This is a genomic window from Enterobacter sp. 01-M-02-SI-ECC (genome assembly GCF_047530595.1).
Lineage (GTDB): Bacteria > Pseudomonadota > Gammaproteobacteria > Enterobacterales > Enterobacteriaceae > Enterobacter > Enterobacter cloacae_M.
Genome location: NZ_JBLKCZ010000012.1, coordinates 16,520 through 34,228, shown reverse-complemented (window position 1 = coordinate 34,228; position 17,709 = coordinate 16,520). Strand labels below are relative to the sequence as shown.

Annotated in this window: 13 protein-coding genes and 1 pseudogene; 3 read left to right on the top strand and 11 right to left on the bottom strand. The window is 59.4% G+C overall.

What is annotated here, in order from left to right:
* Window positions 1-92: 92 nt before the first annotated feature.
* The 4 genes from nrdD to treR form a co-directional block, all read right to left on the bottom strand.
* Window positions 93-2,231: an anaerobic ribonucleoside-triphosphate reductase gene (gene nrdD / locus ACMWLG_RS15905; RefSeq protein ID WP_045402340.1), complete on the bottom strand. Its 2,139-nt coding sequence runs from the start codon at window positions 2,229-2,231 to the stop codon at window positions 93-95.
* A 376-nt stretch (window positions 2,232-2,607) separates the two neighbouring features.
* Complete coding sequence (gene treC / locus ACMWLG_RS15900; protein WP_045402342.1) at window positions 2,608-4,251, bottom strand: alpha,alpha-phosphotrehalase; 1,644 nt, start codon at window positions 4,249-4,251, stop codon at window positions 2,608-2,610.
* A 51-nt stretch (window positions 4,252-4,302) separates the two neighbouring features.
* On the bottom strand, window positions 4,303-5,721 hold the full coding sequence (gene treB / locus ACMWLG_RS15895; protein ID WP_029739268.1) for a PTS trehalose transporter subunit IIBC: 1,419 nt from the start codon (window positions 5,719-5,721) through the stop codon (window positions 4,303-4,305).
* 128 nt (window positions 5,722-5,849) lie between these two features.
* Entirely contained in the window at window positions 5,850-6,797 is a 948-nt protein-coding gene (treR, locus tag ACMWLG_RS15890; protein WP_045402345.1) for a trehalose operon repressor TreR, read from the bottom strand.
* A 389-nt stretch (window positions 6,798-7,186) separates the two neighbouring features.
* On the opposite strand from treR, the gene mgtA reads away from it, so the two are divergent.
* Window positions 7,187-9,895 carry a magnesium-translocating P-type ATPase gene (mgtA, locus tag ACMWLG_RS15885; protein ID WP_045402349.1) on the top strand — a complete coding sequence of 903 codons (2,709 nt, stop codon included), beginning with the start codon at window positions 7,187-7,189 and terminating at the stop codon, window positions 9,893-9,895.
* A gap of 210 nt (window positions 9,896-10,105) precedes the next feature.
* The gene (locus ACMWLG_RS15880; protein ID WP_045619966.1) at window positions 10,106-12,490 is read left to right on the top strand and encodes a beta-N-acetylhexosaminidase; all 2,385 of its coding nucleotides are present in this window, start codon (window positions 10,106-10,108) and stop codon (window positions 12,488-12,490) included.
* 50 nt (window positions 12,491-12,540) lie between these two features.
* On the opposite strand, the gene ridA is transcribed toward ACMWLG_RS15880, so the two are convergent.
* The 4 genes from ridA to ACMWLG_RS15860 all read right to left on the bottom strand — a co-directional run bounded on the left by ridA (window position 12,541) and on the right by ACMWLG_RS15860 (window position 14,546).
* Complete coding sequence (ridA, locus tag ACMWLG_RS15875) at window positions 12,541-12,927, bottom strand: 2-iminobutanoate/2-iminopropanoate deaminase (RefSeq protein WP_008501391.1); 387 nt, start codon at window positions 12,925-12,927, stop codon at window positions 12,541-12,543.
* A 73-nt stretch (window positions 12,928-13,000) separates the two neighbouring features.
* Entirely contained in the window at window positions 13,001-13,462 is a 462-nt protein-coding gene (pyrI, locus tag ACMWLG_RS15870; RefSeq protein WP_045619964.1) for an aspartate carbamoyltransferase regulatory subunit, read from the bottom strand.
* A gap of 12 nt (window positions 13,463-13,474) precedes the next feature.
* Entirely contained in the window at window positions 13,475-14,407 is a 933-nt protein-coding gene (gene pyrB, locus ACMWLG_RS15865; RefSeq protein WP_023310198.1) for an aspartate carbamoyltransferase, read from the bottom strand.
* A 34-nt stretch (window positions 14,408-14,441) separates the two neighbouring features.
* Window positions 14,442-14,546, bottom strand: coding sequence for a pyrBI operon leader peptide (locus tag ACMWLG_RS15860; RefSeq protein WP_022646880.1), 105 nt, complete (start codon window positions 14,544-14,546; stop codon window positions 14,442-14,444).
* Here ACMWLG_RS15860 and ACMWLG_RS15855 point away from each other — a divergent pair.
* Window positions 14,526-14,643, top strand: a pseudogene (locus tag ACMWLG_RS15855) (hypothetical protein). The gene ACMWLG_RS15860 and the pseudogene ACMWLG_RS15855 overlap by 21 nt on opposite strands.
* A 3-nt stretch (window positions 14,644-14,646) precedes the next feature.
* On the opposite strand, the gene ACMWLG_RS15850 reads toward ACMWLG_RS15855, so the two are convergent.
* The 3 genes from ACMWLG_RS15850 to argF all read right to left on the bottom strand — a co-directional run bounded on the left by ACMWLG_RS15850 (window position 14,647) and on the right by argF (window position 17,662).
* A complete protein-coding gene (locus tag ACMWLG_RS15850) occupies window positions 14,647-15,126 on the bottom strand; it encodes an arginine repressor (RefSeq protein WP_029739272.1) in 480 nt (159 codons plus the stop codon).
* A gap of 80 nt (window positions 15,127-15,206) precedes the next feature.
* The gene (locus ACMWLG_RS15845; RefSeq protein ID WP_045402352.1) at window positions 15,207-16,610 is read right to left on the bottom strand and encodes a YfcC family protein; all 1,404 of its coding nucleotides are present in this window, start codon (window positions 16,608-16,610) and stop codon (window positions 15,207-15,209) included.
* A 47-nt stretch (window positions 16,611-16,657) separates the two neighbouring features.
* On the bottom strand, window positions 16,658-17,662 hold the full coding sequence (gene argF / locus ACMWLG_RS15840) for an ornithine carbamoyltransferase (RefSeq protein ID WP_023310201.1): 1,005 nt from the start codon (window positions 17,660-17,662) through the stop codon (window positions 16,658-16,660).
* Between the last annotated feature and the right edge of the window lie 47 nt (window positions 17,663-17,709).

Here is a 17,709-nt window from a genome sequence, read left to right as displayed (position 1 = left end):
CAGGGAGAGGGAGAAAACCGGCGGCCGGAATAACAATGTGCTCGATCGGTCCCCTCTCCCTTGAGGAAGAGGGGTAGAACCCTGCGCAGAACTTACCCGATCTGCCCATTCCCCAAATGCTTCACGCGACGCTTCACCTCTTCCTGCTTCCCGGCGTTAAACGGACGCGCATCCGGGCTGCCGAGATAGCCGCACACGCGACGGGTCACGGAGACGCGAGCCGCATCGTGGTTGCCGCATTTCGGGCAGGTAAAGCCTTTGCTCGTACACTCGAACTCGCCGGTAAAGCCGCACTCGTAGCACTCGTCGATTGGCGTGTTGGTCCCGTAATACGGCACGTGCTGATAGCTGTAATCCCACACGTCTTCCAGCGCCTTCAGGTTGTGCTGAATGTTCGGGTACTCGCCGTAGCAGATGAAGCCGCCGCTGGCGATCGGCGGATACGCCGCTTCGAAGTCGATCTTGTCGTACGGGTTCACCCTCTTCTCCACGTCGAGGTGGAAGCTGTTGGTGTAATACCCTTTGTCGGTCACGCCTTCCACAATCCCGAACTCGGCGGTGTCCAGACGGCAGAAGCGGTCGCACAGGTTCTCGCTCGGGGTGCTGTAGAGGCTAAACCCGTAGCCGGTTTCCTCTTTCCACTGGTCAACCGCGTCGCGCAGGCGCTGAACAATCGCAATGCCTTTTTCGCGCAGGGCCTCGCTGTCGTACATATGCGTATCGCCAGCCAATGCGTTGATGGTCTCGTGAATACCGATATAGCCCAGCGAAATCGACGCGCGACCGTTTTTGAAGATCTCAGACACGTCATCGTCCGCTTTCAGGCGCACTCCGCAGGCTCCTTCCATATAGAGGATCGGCGCGACGCGGGCTTTGACCCCTTCAAGGCGCGCAATGCGGGTCATCAGCGCCTTACGCGCCAGCTGCAGACGCTCGTCCAGCAGCGTCCAGAATTCCGCTTCATTGCCTTTCGCCTCCAGCGCGATGCGCGGCAGGTTCAGGCTGATGACGCCCAGGTTGTTGCGCCCGTCGTGGATCTGCTCGCCGTTTTCATCTTCGTACACGCCGAGGAAGCTGCGGCAGCCCATTGGCGTTTTAAACGAACCGGTCACTTTGACGACCTGATCGTAGTTCAGGATGTCCGGGTACATGCGCTTGCTCGCGCACTCCAGCGCCAGCTGTTTGATGTCGTAGTTTGGATCGCCAAACTTGTGGTTCAGGCCGTCGCGAATGGCAAAGACCAGTTTCGGGAACACCGCCGTTTTGCGGTTCTTGCCGAGGCCGGAAATGCGGTTGCGCAGGATGGACTGCTGGATCTGGCGCGATTCCCAGCTGGTGCCCAGACCAAACCCGAAGGTTACAAACGGCGTCTGGCCGTTGGCGGTGTGCAGCGTGTTCACCTCATACTCCAGCGACTGGAAGGCGTCGTAGCACTCTTTCTCGGTGCGGGAGTGCGCGTAGCCGTCGGCGTCCGGGATCTGCCACTCTTCGGCCGTTTTACGATGCTTGTTGAAGCTTGCCGTCACGAACGGGGCCAGCACTTCATCAATGCGGTTAATCGTGGTGCCGCCATAAATATGGCTGGCGACCTGAGCGATAATCTGCGCGGTGACGGCAGTGGCCGTGGAGATTGATTTAGGCGGTTCAATCTCGGCGTTACCCATTTTAAAACCGTGGGTCAGCATGCCCTTCAGGTCGATCAGCATGCAGTTGAACATAGGGAAGAACGGCGAATAGTCGAGATCGTGGTAGTGAATTTCACCGCGCTCGTGCGCCGACACCACGTCGCGCGGCAGCAGGTGCTGACGGGCATAGTGTTTGGCGACGATACCGGCCAGCAGGTCGCGCTGGGTCGGGATCACTTTGCTGTCTTTGTTGGCGTTTTCATTGAGCAGGGCGGAGTTGGTCTGCTCCACCAGGCCACGGATCTCCTGGTTCAGACGACCGCGCTTCTCACGCTGCACGTCACGATCGTGACGGTACTCAATGTAGGCACGCGCCAGCTGCTTGTAAGGCCCCGCCATCAGCTGGTTCTCAACCGCGGTCTGTATCTCGTTGATATCGACCTGGCTGCGTTCGTTCATCTGGCTGCTAACGACTTCTGCGACGGTGGCGCAGTAATCTGCGTCATCGACTCCCGCTGCTTTAGCTGCACGCAGAATGGCTTCCTGGATGCGCTCTGATTTAAACGGCACTTTACAGCCATCACGTTTCATCACATGCGGTGTCATGATCACTCCATTTTTTGAAAACAGGTTATCCACAGAGGTGGAGAAGTAATAACCGGGCGTATTCCCCGCCGGGCCAAAGACTTCCCGCGTTCCCAGCTCGTGTTATCCACAATTCCGGCCAGCGTAAGCGCCGTCTTGTTGTTGGAATAGTAGACGATAAATACAAGATGTTGGGTCAGAGTGCATTTTAAGTGCTACATATAGTGATTTGCATCAAACATGTTTGCGATTTATTTGATGCAGAACAAAGTAAAAAGACGAGAGTACAAACGACGGGCGCTTCAGCGATTGTAAAGGCGCGCGAGAAAAATCTGATTAATTATTCAACAAAAACAGTAAAGTAAGCCGGGTGCTGAGGCGCACCCGGCAGGGAAAGTTACTGCTGCAACCACCAGACGGCTTCAAACGGACGGAGTGACGTCGTTTGCGGTGCCGGGTAGTTACTCATCAGCGCCTGCGACTTATCGCTGAGAGCCTCTGTCTGCCATTCCTGCGGCCTAGGACTCAGGTTCGCCGCTACCATCAGCGTCTGCCCCTGCCACTGACGACGGTAACACCAGAGATAAGGATGCTCCGGCAGGAGATCCTCATAATCTCCCCACGTCAGCACAGGCAGGGTTTTGCGCAGGCTAATCAGCGACTGGTAGGTGTAGAACACCGAATCCGGGTCGTCGAGCGCGGCGCGGGCGTTCACCGTCTCGTAGTTATCGCAGACGCCAATCCACGGCTCGCCCTCGGTAAAGCCCGCATTGTGCGACGCGTCCCACTGCATTGGGGTTCGTCCGTTATCACGGGACTTACTCGCCAGAATCGCCAGTAATTCATCCGGCTCGCGGCCGTTGGCGCGCAGTTCGGCGAACATGTTCAGGCTCTCCACGTCGCGGTAATCGGTGATGCGGCTGAAGTGCGGGTTGGTCATCCCCAGCTCTTCGCCCTGGTAGATATACGGCGTGCCCTGCATGCCGTGCAGCACCATGCCGAGCATCTTCGCGGCCTGTACGCGGTATTCTCCTTCGTCACCAAAGCGCGACACGATGCGCGGCTGATCGTGGTTACACCAGAACAGCGCGTTCCAGGCCCTGTTGTGCATGCCCTGCTGCCAGTGGCGGAAGAGGGTTTTCAGCGCCACGAAGTCCGGCTTTGCCTTCGTCCACTTTTCGCCGCCGGGGTAGTCCACCTTCAGGTGATGGAAGTTAAAGGTCATCGACAGCTCGCTTCCGTCGAGCGAGGCGTACTGCTGGCAGTTCTCCAGCGAGGTCGAGGACATCTCGCCCACCGTCATCAGGTTGCGCGGGGTGAAGACGTCCCGGCTCATCTCCTGCAGATATTCGTGAACGCGCGGCCCGTCGGTATAGAAGCGGCGGCCGTCTCCGGTGTTGTCGTCCGGGAAATCCTGATCTTTTGAAATCAGGTTAATCACGTCGAGACGCAAGCCGTCCACGCCGCGATCGGCCCAGAACTCGCACACCTTTTTCAGCTCGGCGCGCACTTCAGGGTTTTCCCAGTTGAGGTCCGCCTGCTCCGGGGCGAACAGGTGCAGATAGTACTGCTCGCTCTCGGCGTGCCAGCGCCAGGCGTTGCCGCCAAACTTGGAGCGCCAGTTGTTGGGAAGCTGCTCCGGCGTGCCGTCGCGCCAGATGTAGAACTGGCGGTACGGGCTCGCTTTGTTCAGCGACTCGCGGAACCAGGCGTGCTGCGTGGAGGTGTGGTTAAACACCATATCCAGCACGATGCGGATGCCGCGCTCGTGCGCCCGGGCAACCAGCTCGTCGAAATCATCCAGCGTGCCGTAGGCCGGGTCGATGGCGGTGTAATTCGCCACGTCGTAGCCGTTATCCACCTGCGGGGAGATATAAAATGGCGTCAGCCAGATGGCGTCGATGCCGAGGGTTTTCAGGTAGTCCAGACGCTTCGTCACGCCGCGCAGATCGCCGGTGCCGCTGCCGGTGGTGTCCTGGAAACTCTTTGGGTAAATCTGATAGATGACGCCGTTCTGCCACCAGTGAGGAAGGGTATTCATAATGCGTTCCTGCAAATGCGAAGGGGCGCAACTGCGCCCCGAAAGAAAAAGTTAAACAATCTGCAGCGAGCCCTGACGGAACTTACGCTGGTAAACCACGGTGGTGAGCGCCATTGGGACGATAATCGCGATGGCCATCGCCAGGGCAAACACCTGCCAGTAAGCGGGCTGGATGGAGAGAATGCCCGGCAGGCCGCCGACGCCAATCCCGTTCGCCATCACGCCGTTCAGACCGCACACCAGGCCAGCCAGACCGGAACCGATCATCGCGCAGAGCATCGGGAAGCGGTACTTCAGGTTGATACCGTACATCGCCGGTTCGGTGACGCCGAGGTAGGCAGAGATGGCCGCCGGAACGGAGATCTCACGCTCGTTGTGCTTGCGGCTGACGATGATGATGCCGGTAACCGCTGACGCCTGGGCAATGTTAGACAGGGCGATAATCGGCCAGACCGGCGTGCCGCCGAGGCTCTGGATCATCTGCATATCAATGGCCAGCGTGGTCTGGTGCACGCCGGTGATCACCAGCGGGGCGTACAGGAAGCCAAACAGTGCGGCTCCAATCGGCGCGAAGCTGCCGGTCATCAGGTGACGCACCGCGAAGGCCACGCCGTCGCCGATCATGCGGCCAAACGGACCGATAAAGGCGTGCGCCAGGAACACCGCCAGAATCAGCGAGCAGACCGGCACCACCACCAGATAGAGGTAATCCGGCACGATGCGCTTCAGGCGCGTTTCAATAAAGCCCAGCGCCAGACCCGCCAGCAGGGCCGGAATGACCTGCGCCTGATAGCCCACTTTGGCGATAGTAAACAGGCCGAAGTTCCACACCTCAGGCACCTGCTGACCAAGTAAGTAAGCGTTCATTAACTGTGGAGAGACCAGCGTGACGCCCAGCACGATACCGAGAATCGGCGTGCCGCCCATCTTGCGCACCGCGGACCAGCAAATCCCGACCGGCAGATAGAAGAAGATCGCCTCGCCAATCAGCCACAGGAAATCGTAAACGGTTTTCAGCGCCGGATACATCTGCGCCAGGGTTTTGCCGTCGCTCATCGGTACATCGCCGATGACGTTACGGAAGCCTAAGATTAAGCCCCCGCTGATCAGCGCCGGCAGCAGCGGGAAGAAAATTTCCGCGAAGTGGGAAATCAGCTGCTCGTGCCACTTCATATTCTGGCGCGCGGCCTTCTTCGCCTGCTCTTTATCGGCGGAGGAGTGCCCGGTTGTCGCCAGCAGAGCCTGATAGTAATCGCCCACTTCGGTACCAATAACGACCTGGAACTGCCCGGCGTTGGTGAAGCAGCCTTTGACCATGGAAAGTTCTTCAATGGCCTTCGGGTTGGCTTTGGCCGGATCGTTCAGCACGAAGCGCAGGCGGGTAATGCAATGGCTGACGGTAGCGATGTTTTCGCGGCCACCGACCAGGACGATCAGCCGATCGATATCTGCTTGTTTGACTTTACTCATCATGAAACCTCATGACAGATGGTGAGGGGTGTAATGACCTGAGCGCAAGCCTACTCCTTCAGCGTGACGGCGAAAATGGGAACGTTCCCGAAATCAGGCGAAGATCACAATAATCTGTTTTAGAGGGGTTACGAAAGGTGAGCGGGAATGACGATCTGACGGGGCTCTGAACGCCCGTTTATCTGCTCGATCAGCTGCGCGGCGGCCTGTCTGCCGGACTCGGCGTAGCCCGGATCGACGGTGATGATCTCCGGGTGCAGGAACTTCATAAGCGGCGTGCTGCCAACGCTCGCCACCTGCAGGTTCTCGATGCGCTGCTCCTGCAGATATTTGCTCGCACCCAGCGCCAGGGTATCCGTGGCGCACACCAGCGCGGTGGTCTGCGGCGTCAGAACGCTGGCGGCCTGCTCGTAGCCCTGCTTCATGCCCAGCCCCGGCAGGGAGGCCACGGCGGAGAGATTGTGCTTTTTGCAAAAAGCCAGGTAGGCCTCATGCCGACGCTTGCCGGTGGTGACGTCCGCGTGCGGGACGCCGAGGAAGCTGATGTGGCGATGGCCTTCGTCAAACAGGCGCTGCATCAGGGTGATAATCGCGCCCTCGTCGTCGTAGCAGACGGAGGCAAACCCGTGGGCATCGCGCGCCAGCAGCACCAGCGAAGGCTGCCAGGGTTTCAGCATCTCGTCTTTGATGCCGGTAAAGCCAAACAGCACCACACCGTCAATGTTGCGCCGCTGGAGCATGCCCAGGTGCTCTTCAACCAGCTGCACAGAGAACTGGCTCTCCATCATGATCGGATCATACCCCTGCTCGTAGAAGGCGGGCAGCATGGTCTGCACGGCGAGGTTTTCAGACAGAGAATCTAGACGCGAGACAATAATGGCGACGACTTTGTCACTCTGCCCGCGCATGGCGCGCGCGGATCGGGAAGGGGAAAAACCGTGCTGATTCATGACCGCCTCAACGCGCTCGCGGGTGCGTTCGCTGACGCCGCTTTCGTTGTTCAGCACGCGTGAGACGGTCGATTTTCCCACGCCGCTTAAACGCGCGATGTCTTTAATCGTAAGGCGGTTCTGCATGCTGTATTCCCTGTAACAACGACGATGTAGTGAATTGAGCCTAATGCTATAGCGCGATTTCGCTATGGGCAAAGTCTGGTTTACGTTTGGTTTATTTGCAGGGGGGTATAATACCGCCCGAATCGTCATAAAGGGTATGCCTAAATCCCTGGACTGCGCGGCAACACCCTGTTTTTTTTACTTACCGGAGGCTTCATGGATCCCGATCCCACACCTCTCCTGAACGGGAGAATGCGTTCTTTCCGGTAAGCCAGCTTTTGCTGTCTCACCGGCGTGAGGCAGCAACGTCTTAAACGTTCCTGCTTAAAAAATTAAGTGCCTCTCAGGTACGGCCTTGCCACGCCTGAAGGAATTGCTGCGTCCGCATTCGCGGATGCGGAGGAATGACTATGTTTAAAAATATCACCCGGCAGCTGCAGGCGCTGCTGAGCCGCCACCTGCCACACCGTCTTGTTCAGCGCGACCCGCTGCCAAACGCCAAAAACATGGCGGGGGCGGCGATCCCCGCGTCCCTGACCGAACGCTGCCTGAACGTGGCGGCGATGGATGAAAACGAAGTCTGGCGCGCGTTCGGCGGACACCCGGAAGGGCTCAACGCGGCCGAAGTGGAAAAAATCCGCGCCGTGCACGGCGATAACCAGATCCCGGCGCAAAAGCCGTCTCCGTGGTGGGTGCACCTGTGGCTCTGCTACCGCAACCCGTTCAACCTGCTGCTGACCGTGCTCGGCCTCATCTCCTACGCGACGGAAGATCTGTTTGCCGCAGGGGTGATTGCCCTGATGGTGGGTATCTCCACGCTGCTGAACTTTATTCAGGAGGCCCGCTCCACCAAAGCGGCGGACGCCCTGAAGGCGATGGTCAGCAACACCGCGACCGTCTCGCGCGTGATTAACGATCTCGGCGAAAACGCCTGGGTGGAGCTGCCTATCGACCAGCTGGTGCCGGGCGATCTGGTGAAGCTGGCCGCGGGAGACATGATCCCGGCGGATTTACGCATCATCCAGGCGCGCGATTTGTTCGTGGCGCAGGCCTCGCTGACCGGGGAATCCCTGCCCGTTGAAAAGGTAGCGCGCAGCCGCGACCCGCAGCAGATGAACCCGCTCGAGTGTGACACCCTGTGCTTTATGGGTACCACGGTGGTCAGCGGCACCGCGCAGGCGATTGTCACCGCCACCGGGGGCAACACCTGGTTTGGACAGCTTGCCGGGCGCGTCAGCGAGCAGGAGAGCGAGCCAAACGCCTTCCAGAAAGGGATTGGCCGCGTCAGCATGCTGCTGATCCGCTTTATGATGGTGATGACGCCGATCGTGCTGCTGATCAACGGCTACACCAAAGGCGACTGGTGGGAAGCGGCCCTGTTTGCGCTCTCCGTGGCCGTTGGCCTGACGCCGGAAATGCTGCCGATGATTGTCACCTCCACGCTGGCGCGCGGTGCGGTGAAGCTCTCTAAACAGAAAGTGATCGTTAAACACCTCGACGCCATCCAGAACTTTGGCGCAATGGACATCCTCTGCACCGATAAAACCGGCACCCTGACGCAGGACAAAATCGTGCTGGAGAACCACACCGATATCTCCGGCAAAACCAGCGAGCGCGTCCTGCACAGCGCGTGGCTGAACAGCCATTACCAGACCGGGCTGAAAAATCTGCTCGACGTCGCGGTGCTGGAAGGGGTGGACGAGGAATCCGCCCGCACGCTCTCCGGCCGCTGGCAGAAGGTGGATGAGATCCCGTTCGACTTCGAGCGCCGCCGCATGTCGGTGGTGGTGAGCGAGCAGACGGACGTGCACCAGCTGATCTGCAAAGGGGCGCTGCAGGAGATCCTCAACGTGTCGACGCAGGTTCGCTATAACGGCGACATCGTGCCGCTGGACGACACCATGCTGCGCCGCATCAAGCGCGTCACCGACAACCTGAACCGTCAGGGGCTGCGCGTGGTGGCGGTCGCGAGCAAGTTCCTGCCCGCGCGCGAGGGTGACTATCAGCGTATCGATGAATCCGATCTGATCCTCGAGGGCTACATCGCCTTCCTCGATCCGCCGAAAGAGACCACCGCGCCGGCGCTGAAGGCGCTGAAGGCGAGCGGTATTACCGTCAAAATTCTCACCGGCGACAGCGAACTGGTGGCGGCCAAAGTGTGCCATGAAGTGGGGCTGGACGCGGGCGACGTGGTGGTGGGGAGCGATATTGAACATCTCTCTGATGACGAGCTGGCGAAGCTTGCCCAGCGTACCACGCTGTTTGCCCGCCTGACGCCGATGCACAAAGAGCGCATCGTCACCCTGCTTAAGCGCGAAGGACACGTGGTGGGCTTTATGGGAGACGGCATCAACGACGCGCCCGCGCTGCGTGCGGCGGACATCGGTATCTCCGTCGATGGCGCGGTGGATATCGCCCGCGAAGCGGCGGATATCATTCTGCTGGAAAAGAGCCTGATGGTGCTGGAGGAGGGCGTGATCGAAGGGCGCCGCACCTTCGCCAACATGCTCAAGTACATCAAAATGACCGCCAGCTCCAACTTCGGTAACGTCTTCAGCGTGCTGGTGGCGAGCGCGTTTCTGCCGTTCCTGCCGATGCTGCCGCTGCACCTGCTGATCCAGAACCTGATGTACGACGTGTCTCAGGTGGCGATCCCGTTTGATAACGTGGACGACGAGCAGATCCAGAAGCCGCAGCACTGGAACCCGGCGGATCTCGGGCGCTTTATGCTGTTCTTTGGGCCGATCAGCTCCATCTTCGACATCCTGACCTTCTGCCTGATGTGGTTTGTGTTCCACGCCAACACCCCGGAACACCAGACGCTGTTCCAGTCCGGCTGGTTTGTGGTAGGTCTGCTGTCGCAGACGCTGATTGTTCATATGATCCGCACCCGCCGCATTCCGTTCATCCAGAGCTGTGCCGCATGGCCGCTGATTGTGATGACGGGGATTGTGATGGCGCTCGGCATCGCGCTGCCGTTCTCGCCGCTGGCAGGCTACCTGCAGCTTCAGGCGCTGCCGCTGGGCTACTTCCCGTGGCTGGTGGCTATCCTCGCGGGCTACATGGTGCTGACGCAGATGGTGAAAGGATTCTATGCGCGTCGGTATGGATGGCAGTAAAAAGATACCCTCACCCTAACCCTCTCCCTAGAAGGGAGAGGGGACCGCTCGGTGCCGCCTTTCACCCTCGCCCATTGGGGGAGAGGGGACTGGCTTTCCTCCCAAATTCAACAACCTGTGATCTCTGTCGGCGCATTCGCTTGACGACAAATTGAGCGCATGTTAACAGAATGTTTTGCCTTTATTTGGCCCGTCAGATAAGGAACATTCATGTTACGGTACAGTCTCTTAACCGCCGGGCTGATGCTCGGCGCCTCTGCGTATGCCGCCCCGGCAGGCGATCTCCCTTTGATGCCCTGGCCTGCCAAGGTCGAACGCCCGACGACCCAGGGCGCGCTGGTGCTCAGCAACAACGTATCCATTAGCGTCAGCGGGGACGATCTCGGTGATGCCGTCAGCAGCCTGCGCCAGCGCATCGCCCTGCAAACCGGCTGGACGCTGCAGCCGCAGGCTGAAAAGCCAGACAAACCGACCATCCGCATCGCGATTGCCAAAAAGGTGAAGCCGCAGCCTCTGCCGGACAGCGATGAAAGCTACAGGCTGACGGTGGACGCCAGCGGCGTCGATATCTCCGCCAACACCCGCTTCGGCGCGCTGCGCGCCATGGAAACGCTGCTCCAGCTGATGCAGAACGGCGCGGAAAACACCTCGCTGCCGTGGGTCACCATTGAAGATTCGCCGCGCTTCCCGTGGCGCGGGCTGCTGCTCGACTCGGCGCGTCACTTTATTCCGCTGCCGGATATCAAGCGCCAGATCGACGGCATGGCCGCGGCGAAGCTCAACGTCCTGCACTGGCACCTGACCGACGATCAGGGCTGGCGCTTCAGCTCGAAGCGCTACCCTAAGCTGACGCAGCTTGCCAGCGACGGGCTGTACTACACGCCTGAACAGATGCGCGAGGTGGTGCGTTACGCCGCCGAGCGCGGCATTCGCGTGGTGCCGGAGATCGACATGCCGGGCCACGCCTCGGCGATTGCCGTGGCCTACCCGGAGCTGATGAGCGCGCCGGGACCGTACGCCATGGAACGCCACTGGGGCGTGCTGAAGCCGGTGCTGGATCCGACAAAAGACGCAACTTACGCTTTTGCCGACGCAATGGTCAGCGAACTGGCGGCGATCTTCCCCGATCCGTATCTGCATATCGGCGGTGACGAGGTCGACGACAGCCAGTGGAAAGCGAATACCGCGATCCAGAATTTCATGCGCGACAACAGGCTGGCGGACAGCCACGCGCTGCAGGCGTACTTCAACCGTAAACTGGAGACGATCCTTGAGAAGCATCACCGGCAGATGGTCGGCTGGGACGAGATCTACCATCCCGACCTGCCGAAAAGCATTCTGATCCAGTCCTGGCAGGGCCAGGACGCGCTGGGGCAGGTGGCGCAGAACGGCTACAAGGGCATTCTCTCCACCGGTTTCTATCTCGACCAGCCCCAGTCCACCGCCTATCACTACCGCAACGAAATTGTCCCGCAGGGCCTGAACGGCGTGGACGTGATTGCAGACACCGACAGCGTCCAGAGCTGGGCCTTTTCCATGCCGCGCCTGAAGGGCAAGCCGGTGGAGGGGAGCTTTACGCTGGTGAAAGGGGACGCAGGCTGGCGCGGATTTATTGATTTTGCCGGGAAATCCCGCCGCGCGGTGCAGGATATTGAATGGCGCAATGACAGCCAGGTGACCTTTACCGTCGATACGTGGATGGGCGAGACGCGCCCGGTGGTTTCCGTTGATAACGACAAGCTTACCGGCTATTTCCTGGTGGGGAATACGCGTTACCCAATCAGCGGCACGCGTCTGGACGCGGTGCCGAAAGGCATTCCTCCCGTCGTGCCGGACGTGGCGAATCAGGCCAACCTGCTCGGCGGGGAAGCCGCGCTGTGGGCGGAAAACGTGGGGGCGCCGGTGCTGGATATCCGCCTGTGGCCGCGCACCTTCGCGGTGGCGGAGAGGCTGTGGTCCGCGCAGGACGTCAACGACGTCGATAACATGTACACTCGCCTGCAGGCGATGGACAGCTGGTCGACGGTGTCGGTCGGGCTGCAGCAGCATACCCAGCAGCAGGTGCAGTTCACGCGCCTCGCCGGTAATGCCGACACCCTGCCGTTGCAGATCCTCGCTCAGGCGATAGAACCGGCTCAGTATTACACCCGCCAGCACCTGAAGTTCCAGGCCGGAAACTATCATCAGTTCGAGCCGCTCAACCGCTTTGCGGATGCGCTGAACGCGGAAAGCGCCACCGTGCGCCAGATGCACAAATGGGCGGACCGTCTGGTGAGCGATGCGGAAGACACGGAAAGCGCCGACGCCCTGCGCCACGTCTTTAACCGCTGGCAGAGCAACACCAGCGACGCGCTGGCGTTAAGCGAAAACAGCTATCAGCTGAAGGCGATGAAGCCGGTGATCCAGGAGGTGGATAAGCTGGCCTCCATTGGCCTGAGGCTGACGGATCTGGTGGCGCGCCAGGGCACGCTGGATGATAAAGAGATAGCCTCGATTCAGAGCGAGCTGGATAACGCGGCGAAGGTTCAGGACGAGGTGGTGATTGCGGCGGTCTATCCGCTGGAGACGCTGCTCAGGGCGACGAGGAATCAGTAGCAAGCAACAAAAAAGGCAGCCCGGGCTGCCTTTTTTATCGCCAAAATGAATTAGCGACGTACCGCAATCGCTTCGATTTCAATTTTCACGTCTTTTGGCAGACGGGCCACTTCCACGCAGGAGCGCGCCGGGAAGGTGGCGTTGTGCTCTGTGAAGAACGCTTCGTAAGTGGCGTTAACGGTCGCGAAATCGTTCAGATCCTTCACGAAAACGGTGGTTTTCACGATATCGCCCACTTTCAGACCGGCAGATTCAACGATAGCCTGCACGTTTTCCAGCGACTGACGCGCCTGTGCCGCGACGTCTTCCGGCACCGCGCCGGTTTTTGGGTTCACCGGGATCTGACCGGAAGTGATGATCATACTACCCAGATCAACGCCCTGAACGTAAGGGCCGATAGCCGCGGGTGCATTTTCCGTCGCGAGTACTTTGCTCATGTTTTCTCCAGAATTACAGCGTTAAGAATGTTCCCGGCCATTATAACAGCCGGGATTTCATTACCAACCTCAATTAGTTGGACAGCACCACATAATGAGAAAACTCTTTTTCGCAGTATTTGCATTTGAGCGCGATGTCATCGGCGCGTTTTTTCACTGCAAAGCTGGAAGAAACCGGCTCAGCGTGACTGATGCAGTTGCTGTTCGGGCAGACCAGTACGCTTTCGATGCGATCCGGCAGGCTCGGGCGGGATTTGCCGACCACTTCATACTCGTCGATGCGGTTGACGGTGGCGTCCGGCGCGTACAGCGACAGCTGGTTGACCTGCTCGTCGGTCAGGAACGTGTTCTCGATTTTAATCAGGTCCTTGCGGCCCATCTCGCCGGACGGCAGGTTCAGGCCGATGGTGATGCGCTGGTCCGTTTCGGTCAGTTTGAACAGCGTCAGCAGCTTAAAGCCCACCTGCGCAGGGATGTGGTCAATCACGGTGCCACGCTTGATGGCTTCAACCTGGAGTTTGTTATCGTGCGTCATGGTCGTCTCCCCTTACAGAGCTAATTCGCGATTCAGAACCAGTGCCAGTAACGCCTGGCGGGCGAAGATGCCGTTTCCTGCCTGCTGGAAGTACCAGGCGTGCGGCGTTTTGTCCACGTCTGTGGTGATCTCATCGATGCGCGGCAGCGGATGCAGGACCTTCATGTTGTCGCGTGCGCCCTCGAGGTCGCTGGCGCGCAGCACGAACTGTGCCTTCACGTTGGCGTATTCGGACGGATCCAGACGCTCTTTCTGCACGCGGGTCATGTACAGTATATCCACGTGGCTCATCACCTCTTCGATGCTGGCGTGCAGGCTCCACTGAATGCCTTTCTCATCCAGCATGTCGAGAATGTACTGCGGCATCGCCAGCGCGTCCGGCGCGATGAAGAAGAAGCGGTTGCCGTTAAATTTCGCCAGCGCCTGGGTCAGGGAGTGGACGGTGCGGCCATATTTCAGGTCGCCGACCATGGCGATGTTCAGGTTCTCGAGCTTGCCCTGCGTCTCCTGAATGGTGAACAGATCCAGCAGGGTCTGCGTCGGGTGCTGGTTGGCACCGTCACCGGCGTTCAGCACCGGAATGCCGCCGGAAAACTCGGTCGCCAGGCGCGCCGCGCCCTCCTGCGGGTGACGCATCACAATCGCGTCGACGTAGGTGCTAATCACTGAAATGGTATCCGCCAGGGTCTCGCCTTTTTTACCCAGCGACGTGTTGCTGCTGTCCGAGAAGCCCACCACGCTCGCGCCCAGGCGGTGCATGGAGGTTTCAAAGGAGAGGCGGGTGCGGGTCGAGGCTTCGAAGAAGCAGCTCGCAATCACCTTGTGCTTCAGCAGCTCCGGTTGCGGATTGGCCTTCAGTTTTGCCGCGGTTTCCAGAACCAGTTCCAGCTCTTCGCGGCTGAGGTCGTTTATGGAAATGATGTGTTTTTGATAAAGCGGATTCATGTTTATCTCCTGACGCCGGGCAAAAAAAAGCCCCTCAAATGAGGGGCTCTGGGAATAGGTTTAGCAACGGGAAGAAAAACGGCAGGCCAGCGTCTGATTTCAGACGCGGTAAGACGTTATGTCGTACACGCTTGACCATGCTTCCTCCCGGCAAATTGTCGGGCATTATACGCAGCTCGCTTTTCGGATCAAGCGATTTAATGCACGCTTTACTCAATGCAAACGGTTCTTTATGAATATTAATGCGTTCTGAGTAAATAATTAATTTGCTTATGCACCAGTGCGGTGCGCTTCACGACCCGGGGAGCGACCCAGACGATACTGCTGCCAGCCACCACGCCTAAAATTTCCGGTAGCTGGTGATAATCCAGAATACGCGCCACCGCGCGGCCATATCCGGCGACGGTATGAACAAGGATAAACTCGCTATTGTGCTCGACGCTGACCACCATTTCGGACACGGTACGCGCGGCGTCGGGGGCAGGGCGCAGCTGGGGATTCAGCGAATAAATCTTAAGCCCTTTGGCATTTCGAATTTTTATGACGCCGAGCAATTTAAGCAGACGTGAAACGGTGGACTGGCTGATGGTTTCAAAACCACGCTCCTGCAAATCCCGGCGGATCTCCTCCTGAGAAAGATAGCTCTTTTCTGCGATCAGGCGCTGGCAGACCGTCAGCTGTAGTTGCTCTTTGGGAGAGTACTCTTCGTAATCCATCATAGTTCCCATATCAGTTCCTGAAATAACCGGTGGCACCGCACCGAACCGTAGGCCGGATAAGCGCAGCGCCATCCGGCAAATCACAACAAGGCACCCAGACTTAACGCCACCATAATCACCACCGTTAAAATGCCCAGCAGCGGCGCCACCCATTTCAGATAACGCACGTAGGGCACGCGGGCGATAGCCAGCCCGCCCATCACGACGGCAGAAGTGGGCGTGACGAGGTTAACGATGCCGGAGGCCGACTGGTAAGCCGTCACCACCAGGTCGCGGTTGACGTTAGCGAAATCGGCAAGCGGCGCCATGATCGGCATCGTCAGAACGGCCAGGCCGGATGAAGAAGGCACAAGAAACGACAGCACGACCTCCAGCCAGTACATCACGTTGATAAACGCTACCGTGGACAACCCGCTGACCAGCCCTTCCGCGCTGTGCAAAATGGTGTGGGTAATCATGCCCTTATCCATGATGACTACGATACCGCGCGCGATGCCGATAATCAGCGCGACGCCCAGCAAATCTCGCGCGCCGTTGATAAACGTCGACGTCAGCTCCTCTTCGCTCATGCGGGCAATCAGGCCGACGATGATCGCGCTGGCGAGAAACACCGCCGAGATCTCCGCCATCCACCAGCCCAGCACCGCCACGCCGTAGATCATCACCGCGAAGGCGAGGGCGAAAATCACCAGGATGATTTTGCGCACCAGGGTGAATTCCAGGGTCTGCTCACCCTTATTGCCAAGGAAATGGGCGAGGTTCTCTTCCTGCTTATCCGCAACGATCGACAGCGACGGATCCTGGCGCACCTTGCGGGCGTAGCGCATCACCCACGCCACGCAGATGATCCAGCCGATGACCAGCAGCGCCACGCGCAGGGCGATACCGTTAGTGAAGGGGATCCCGGCGGCGTTGGCGGCGATCACCGTGGCAAACGGGTTAATGGTAGAGCCAAGCGTGCCGATCCCCGCCCCGAGCAGCACGGTAGAGGCGGCGACAACCGGATCGAACCGGGCGGCCAGCATCACCGGCACCAGCAGGGTGTAGAACGGCAGCGACTCTTCGGCCATGCCGTAAATCGTGCCGCCCGCGGCAAACAGCGCCATCAGGATCGGGATCATCCACTCCTCGCGCCCGCGTAGTCGCGTAGTGACGCGTTCGATCCCGGCATCAATCGCCCCGGTTTTGGTGACGATCCCGAGAAAACCGCCGATGATCAGGATAAACAGCGCGACGTCGATCGCCCCGGCCTGGCCCGAGACCGGATCGTACAGCCCGGCGATGGGCGCCATCAGGACGGAAACCAGCCCCTGCGGATGTGCCGCCACGTGCGCGTACGTTCCGGCAATCGGGACTTCTTTACCGAGGGTTTCGTTCATCGCCATCTGGTACTGACCGGCGGGGACGACCCAGCTCAGCGCCGCCACAACGGCAATCAGGAAAAAGAGAATGGTGTAAGCGGAGGGAAACTTAAACTTGCCCATGATGTTCTCCTTAAACCCGGCGCACCCCTTGGCGCGCCGGGCGGTGATTAGTCGCCGAGTGTCGCCACCATGACCGCTTTAATGGTGTGCATGCGGTTCTCTGCTTCGTCGAAGACGATGGAGTTCGGCGATTCGAAGACCTCTTCCGTCACCTCCAGCCCCTTCAGGCCGTACGCCATCTCGATCTCGCGGCCCACTTTGGTGTGTTCGTTATGGAACGCCGGCAGGCAGTGCATAAACTTGACGTTCGGGTTGCCTGTGGCCTTCATCACGTCCGCGTTGATTTGATACGGCTTCATCAGGCTGACGCGCTCGGCCCAGGCTTCCTTCGGCTCGCCCATGGAGACCCACACATCGGTGTAGAGGAAATCGGTCCCCCGCACGCCTTCTTCCACGTCGTCGGTGAGGGTGATGCGCGCGCCCGTCTCTTTCGCGATGGCGCGGCACTGCTCAACCAGCCCGGCTTCCGGCCAGAAGGATTTCGGCGCGACGAGGCGGATATCCATCCCCATCTTGGCCGCGCCGACCATCAGCGAGTTGCCCATGTTGTTGCGCGCGTCGCCGAGATAGGCAAAGCTCAGCTCCGGCAGGGTTTTGCCCGGCGCGTGCTCCAGCATGGTCATCAGGTCGGCGAGGATCTGCGTTGGGTGAAACTCGTCGGTCAGGCCGTTCCACACCGGCACGCCCGCGTACTCGCCCAGCTCCTCAACGATGGCCTGGCCGTAGCCGCGGTATTCGATACCGTCATACATGCGGCCCAGCACGCGGGCGGTGTCTTTCATCGACTCCTTATGGCCGATCTGCGAGCCGCTTGGGCCGAGGTAGGTCACCTGCGCGCCTTGGTCGAACGCGCCCACTTCGAAGGCGCAGCGGGTGCGGGTGGAGGTTTTTTCAAAGATCAGGGCGATGTTTTTCCCGACCAGGGTTTGCTTTTCACGTCCGGCTTTTTTGGCGGCCTTCAGCTCGATGGCGAGGTCGATCAGGTACTGGATCTCCGCCGGAGTGTAGTCCAGCAGTTTCAGGAAGTTACGGTTTTTCAGATTGATGGTCATGGGTAAATCCTTTTTAAAATTTGCTGTTTGATGCCCTCACCCCGGCC

Coding starts and splice junctions, on each gene's coding strand:
- nrdD (WP_045402340.1), bottom strand. CDS start 2,231: ATGACACCGCATGTGATGAAACGTGATGGCTGTAAAGTGCCGTTTAAA.
- treC (WP_045402342.1), bottom strand. CDS start 4,251: ATGAATACCCTTCCTCACTGGTGGCAGAACGGCGTCATCTATCAGATT.
- treB (WP_029739268.1), bottom strand. CDS start 5,721: ATGAGTAAAGTCAAACAAGCAGATATCGATCGGCTGATCGTCCTGGTC.
- treR (WP_045402345.1), bottom strand. CDS start 6,797: ATGCAGAACCGCCTTACGATTAAAGACATCGCGCGTTTAAGCGGCGTG.
- mgtA (WP_045402349.1), top strand. CDS start 7,187: ATGTTTAAAAATATCACCCGGCAGCTGCAGGCGCTGCTGAGCCGCCAC.
- ACMWLG_RS15880 (WP_045619966.1), top strand. CDS start 10,106: ATGTTACGGTACAGTCTCTTAACCGCCGGGCTGATGCTCGGCGCCTCT.
- ridA (WP_008501391.1), bottom strand. CDS start 12,927: ATGAGCAAAGTACTCGCGACGGAAAATGCACCCGCGGCTATCGGCCCT.
- pyrI (WP_045619964.1), bottom strand. CDS start 13,462: ATGACGCACGATAACAAACTCCAGGTTGAAGCCATCAAGCGTGGCACC.
- pyrB (WP_023310198.1), bottom strand. CDS start 14,407: ATGAATCCGCTTTATCAAAAACACATCATTTCCATAAACGACCTCAGC.
- ACMWLG_RS15860 (WP_022646880.1), bottom strand. CDS start 14,546: ATGGTCAAGCGTGTACGACATAACGTCTTACCGCGTCTGAAATCAGAC.
- ACMWLG_RS15850 (WP_029739272.1), bottom strand. CDS start 15,126: ATGATGGATTACGAAGAGTACTCTCCCAAAGAGCAACTACAGCTGACG.
- ACMWLG_RS15845 (WP_045402352.1), bottom strand. CDS start 16,610: ATGGGCAAGTTTAAGTTTCCCTCCGCTTACACCATTCTCTTTTTCCTG.
- argF (WP_023310201.1), bottom strand. CDS start 17,662: ATGACCATCAATCTGAAAAACCGTAACTTCCTGAAACTGCTGGACTAC.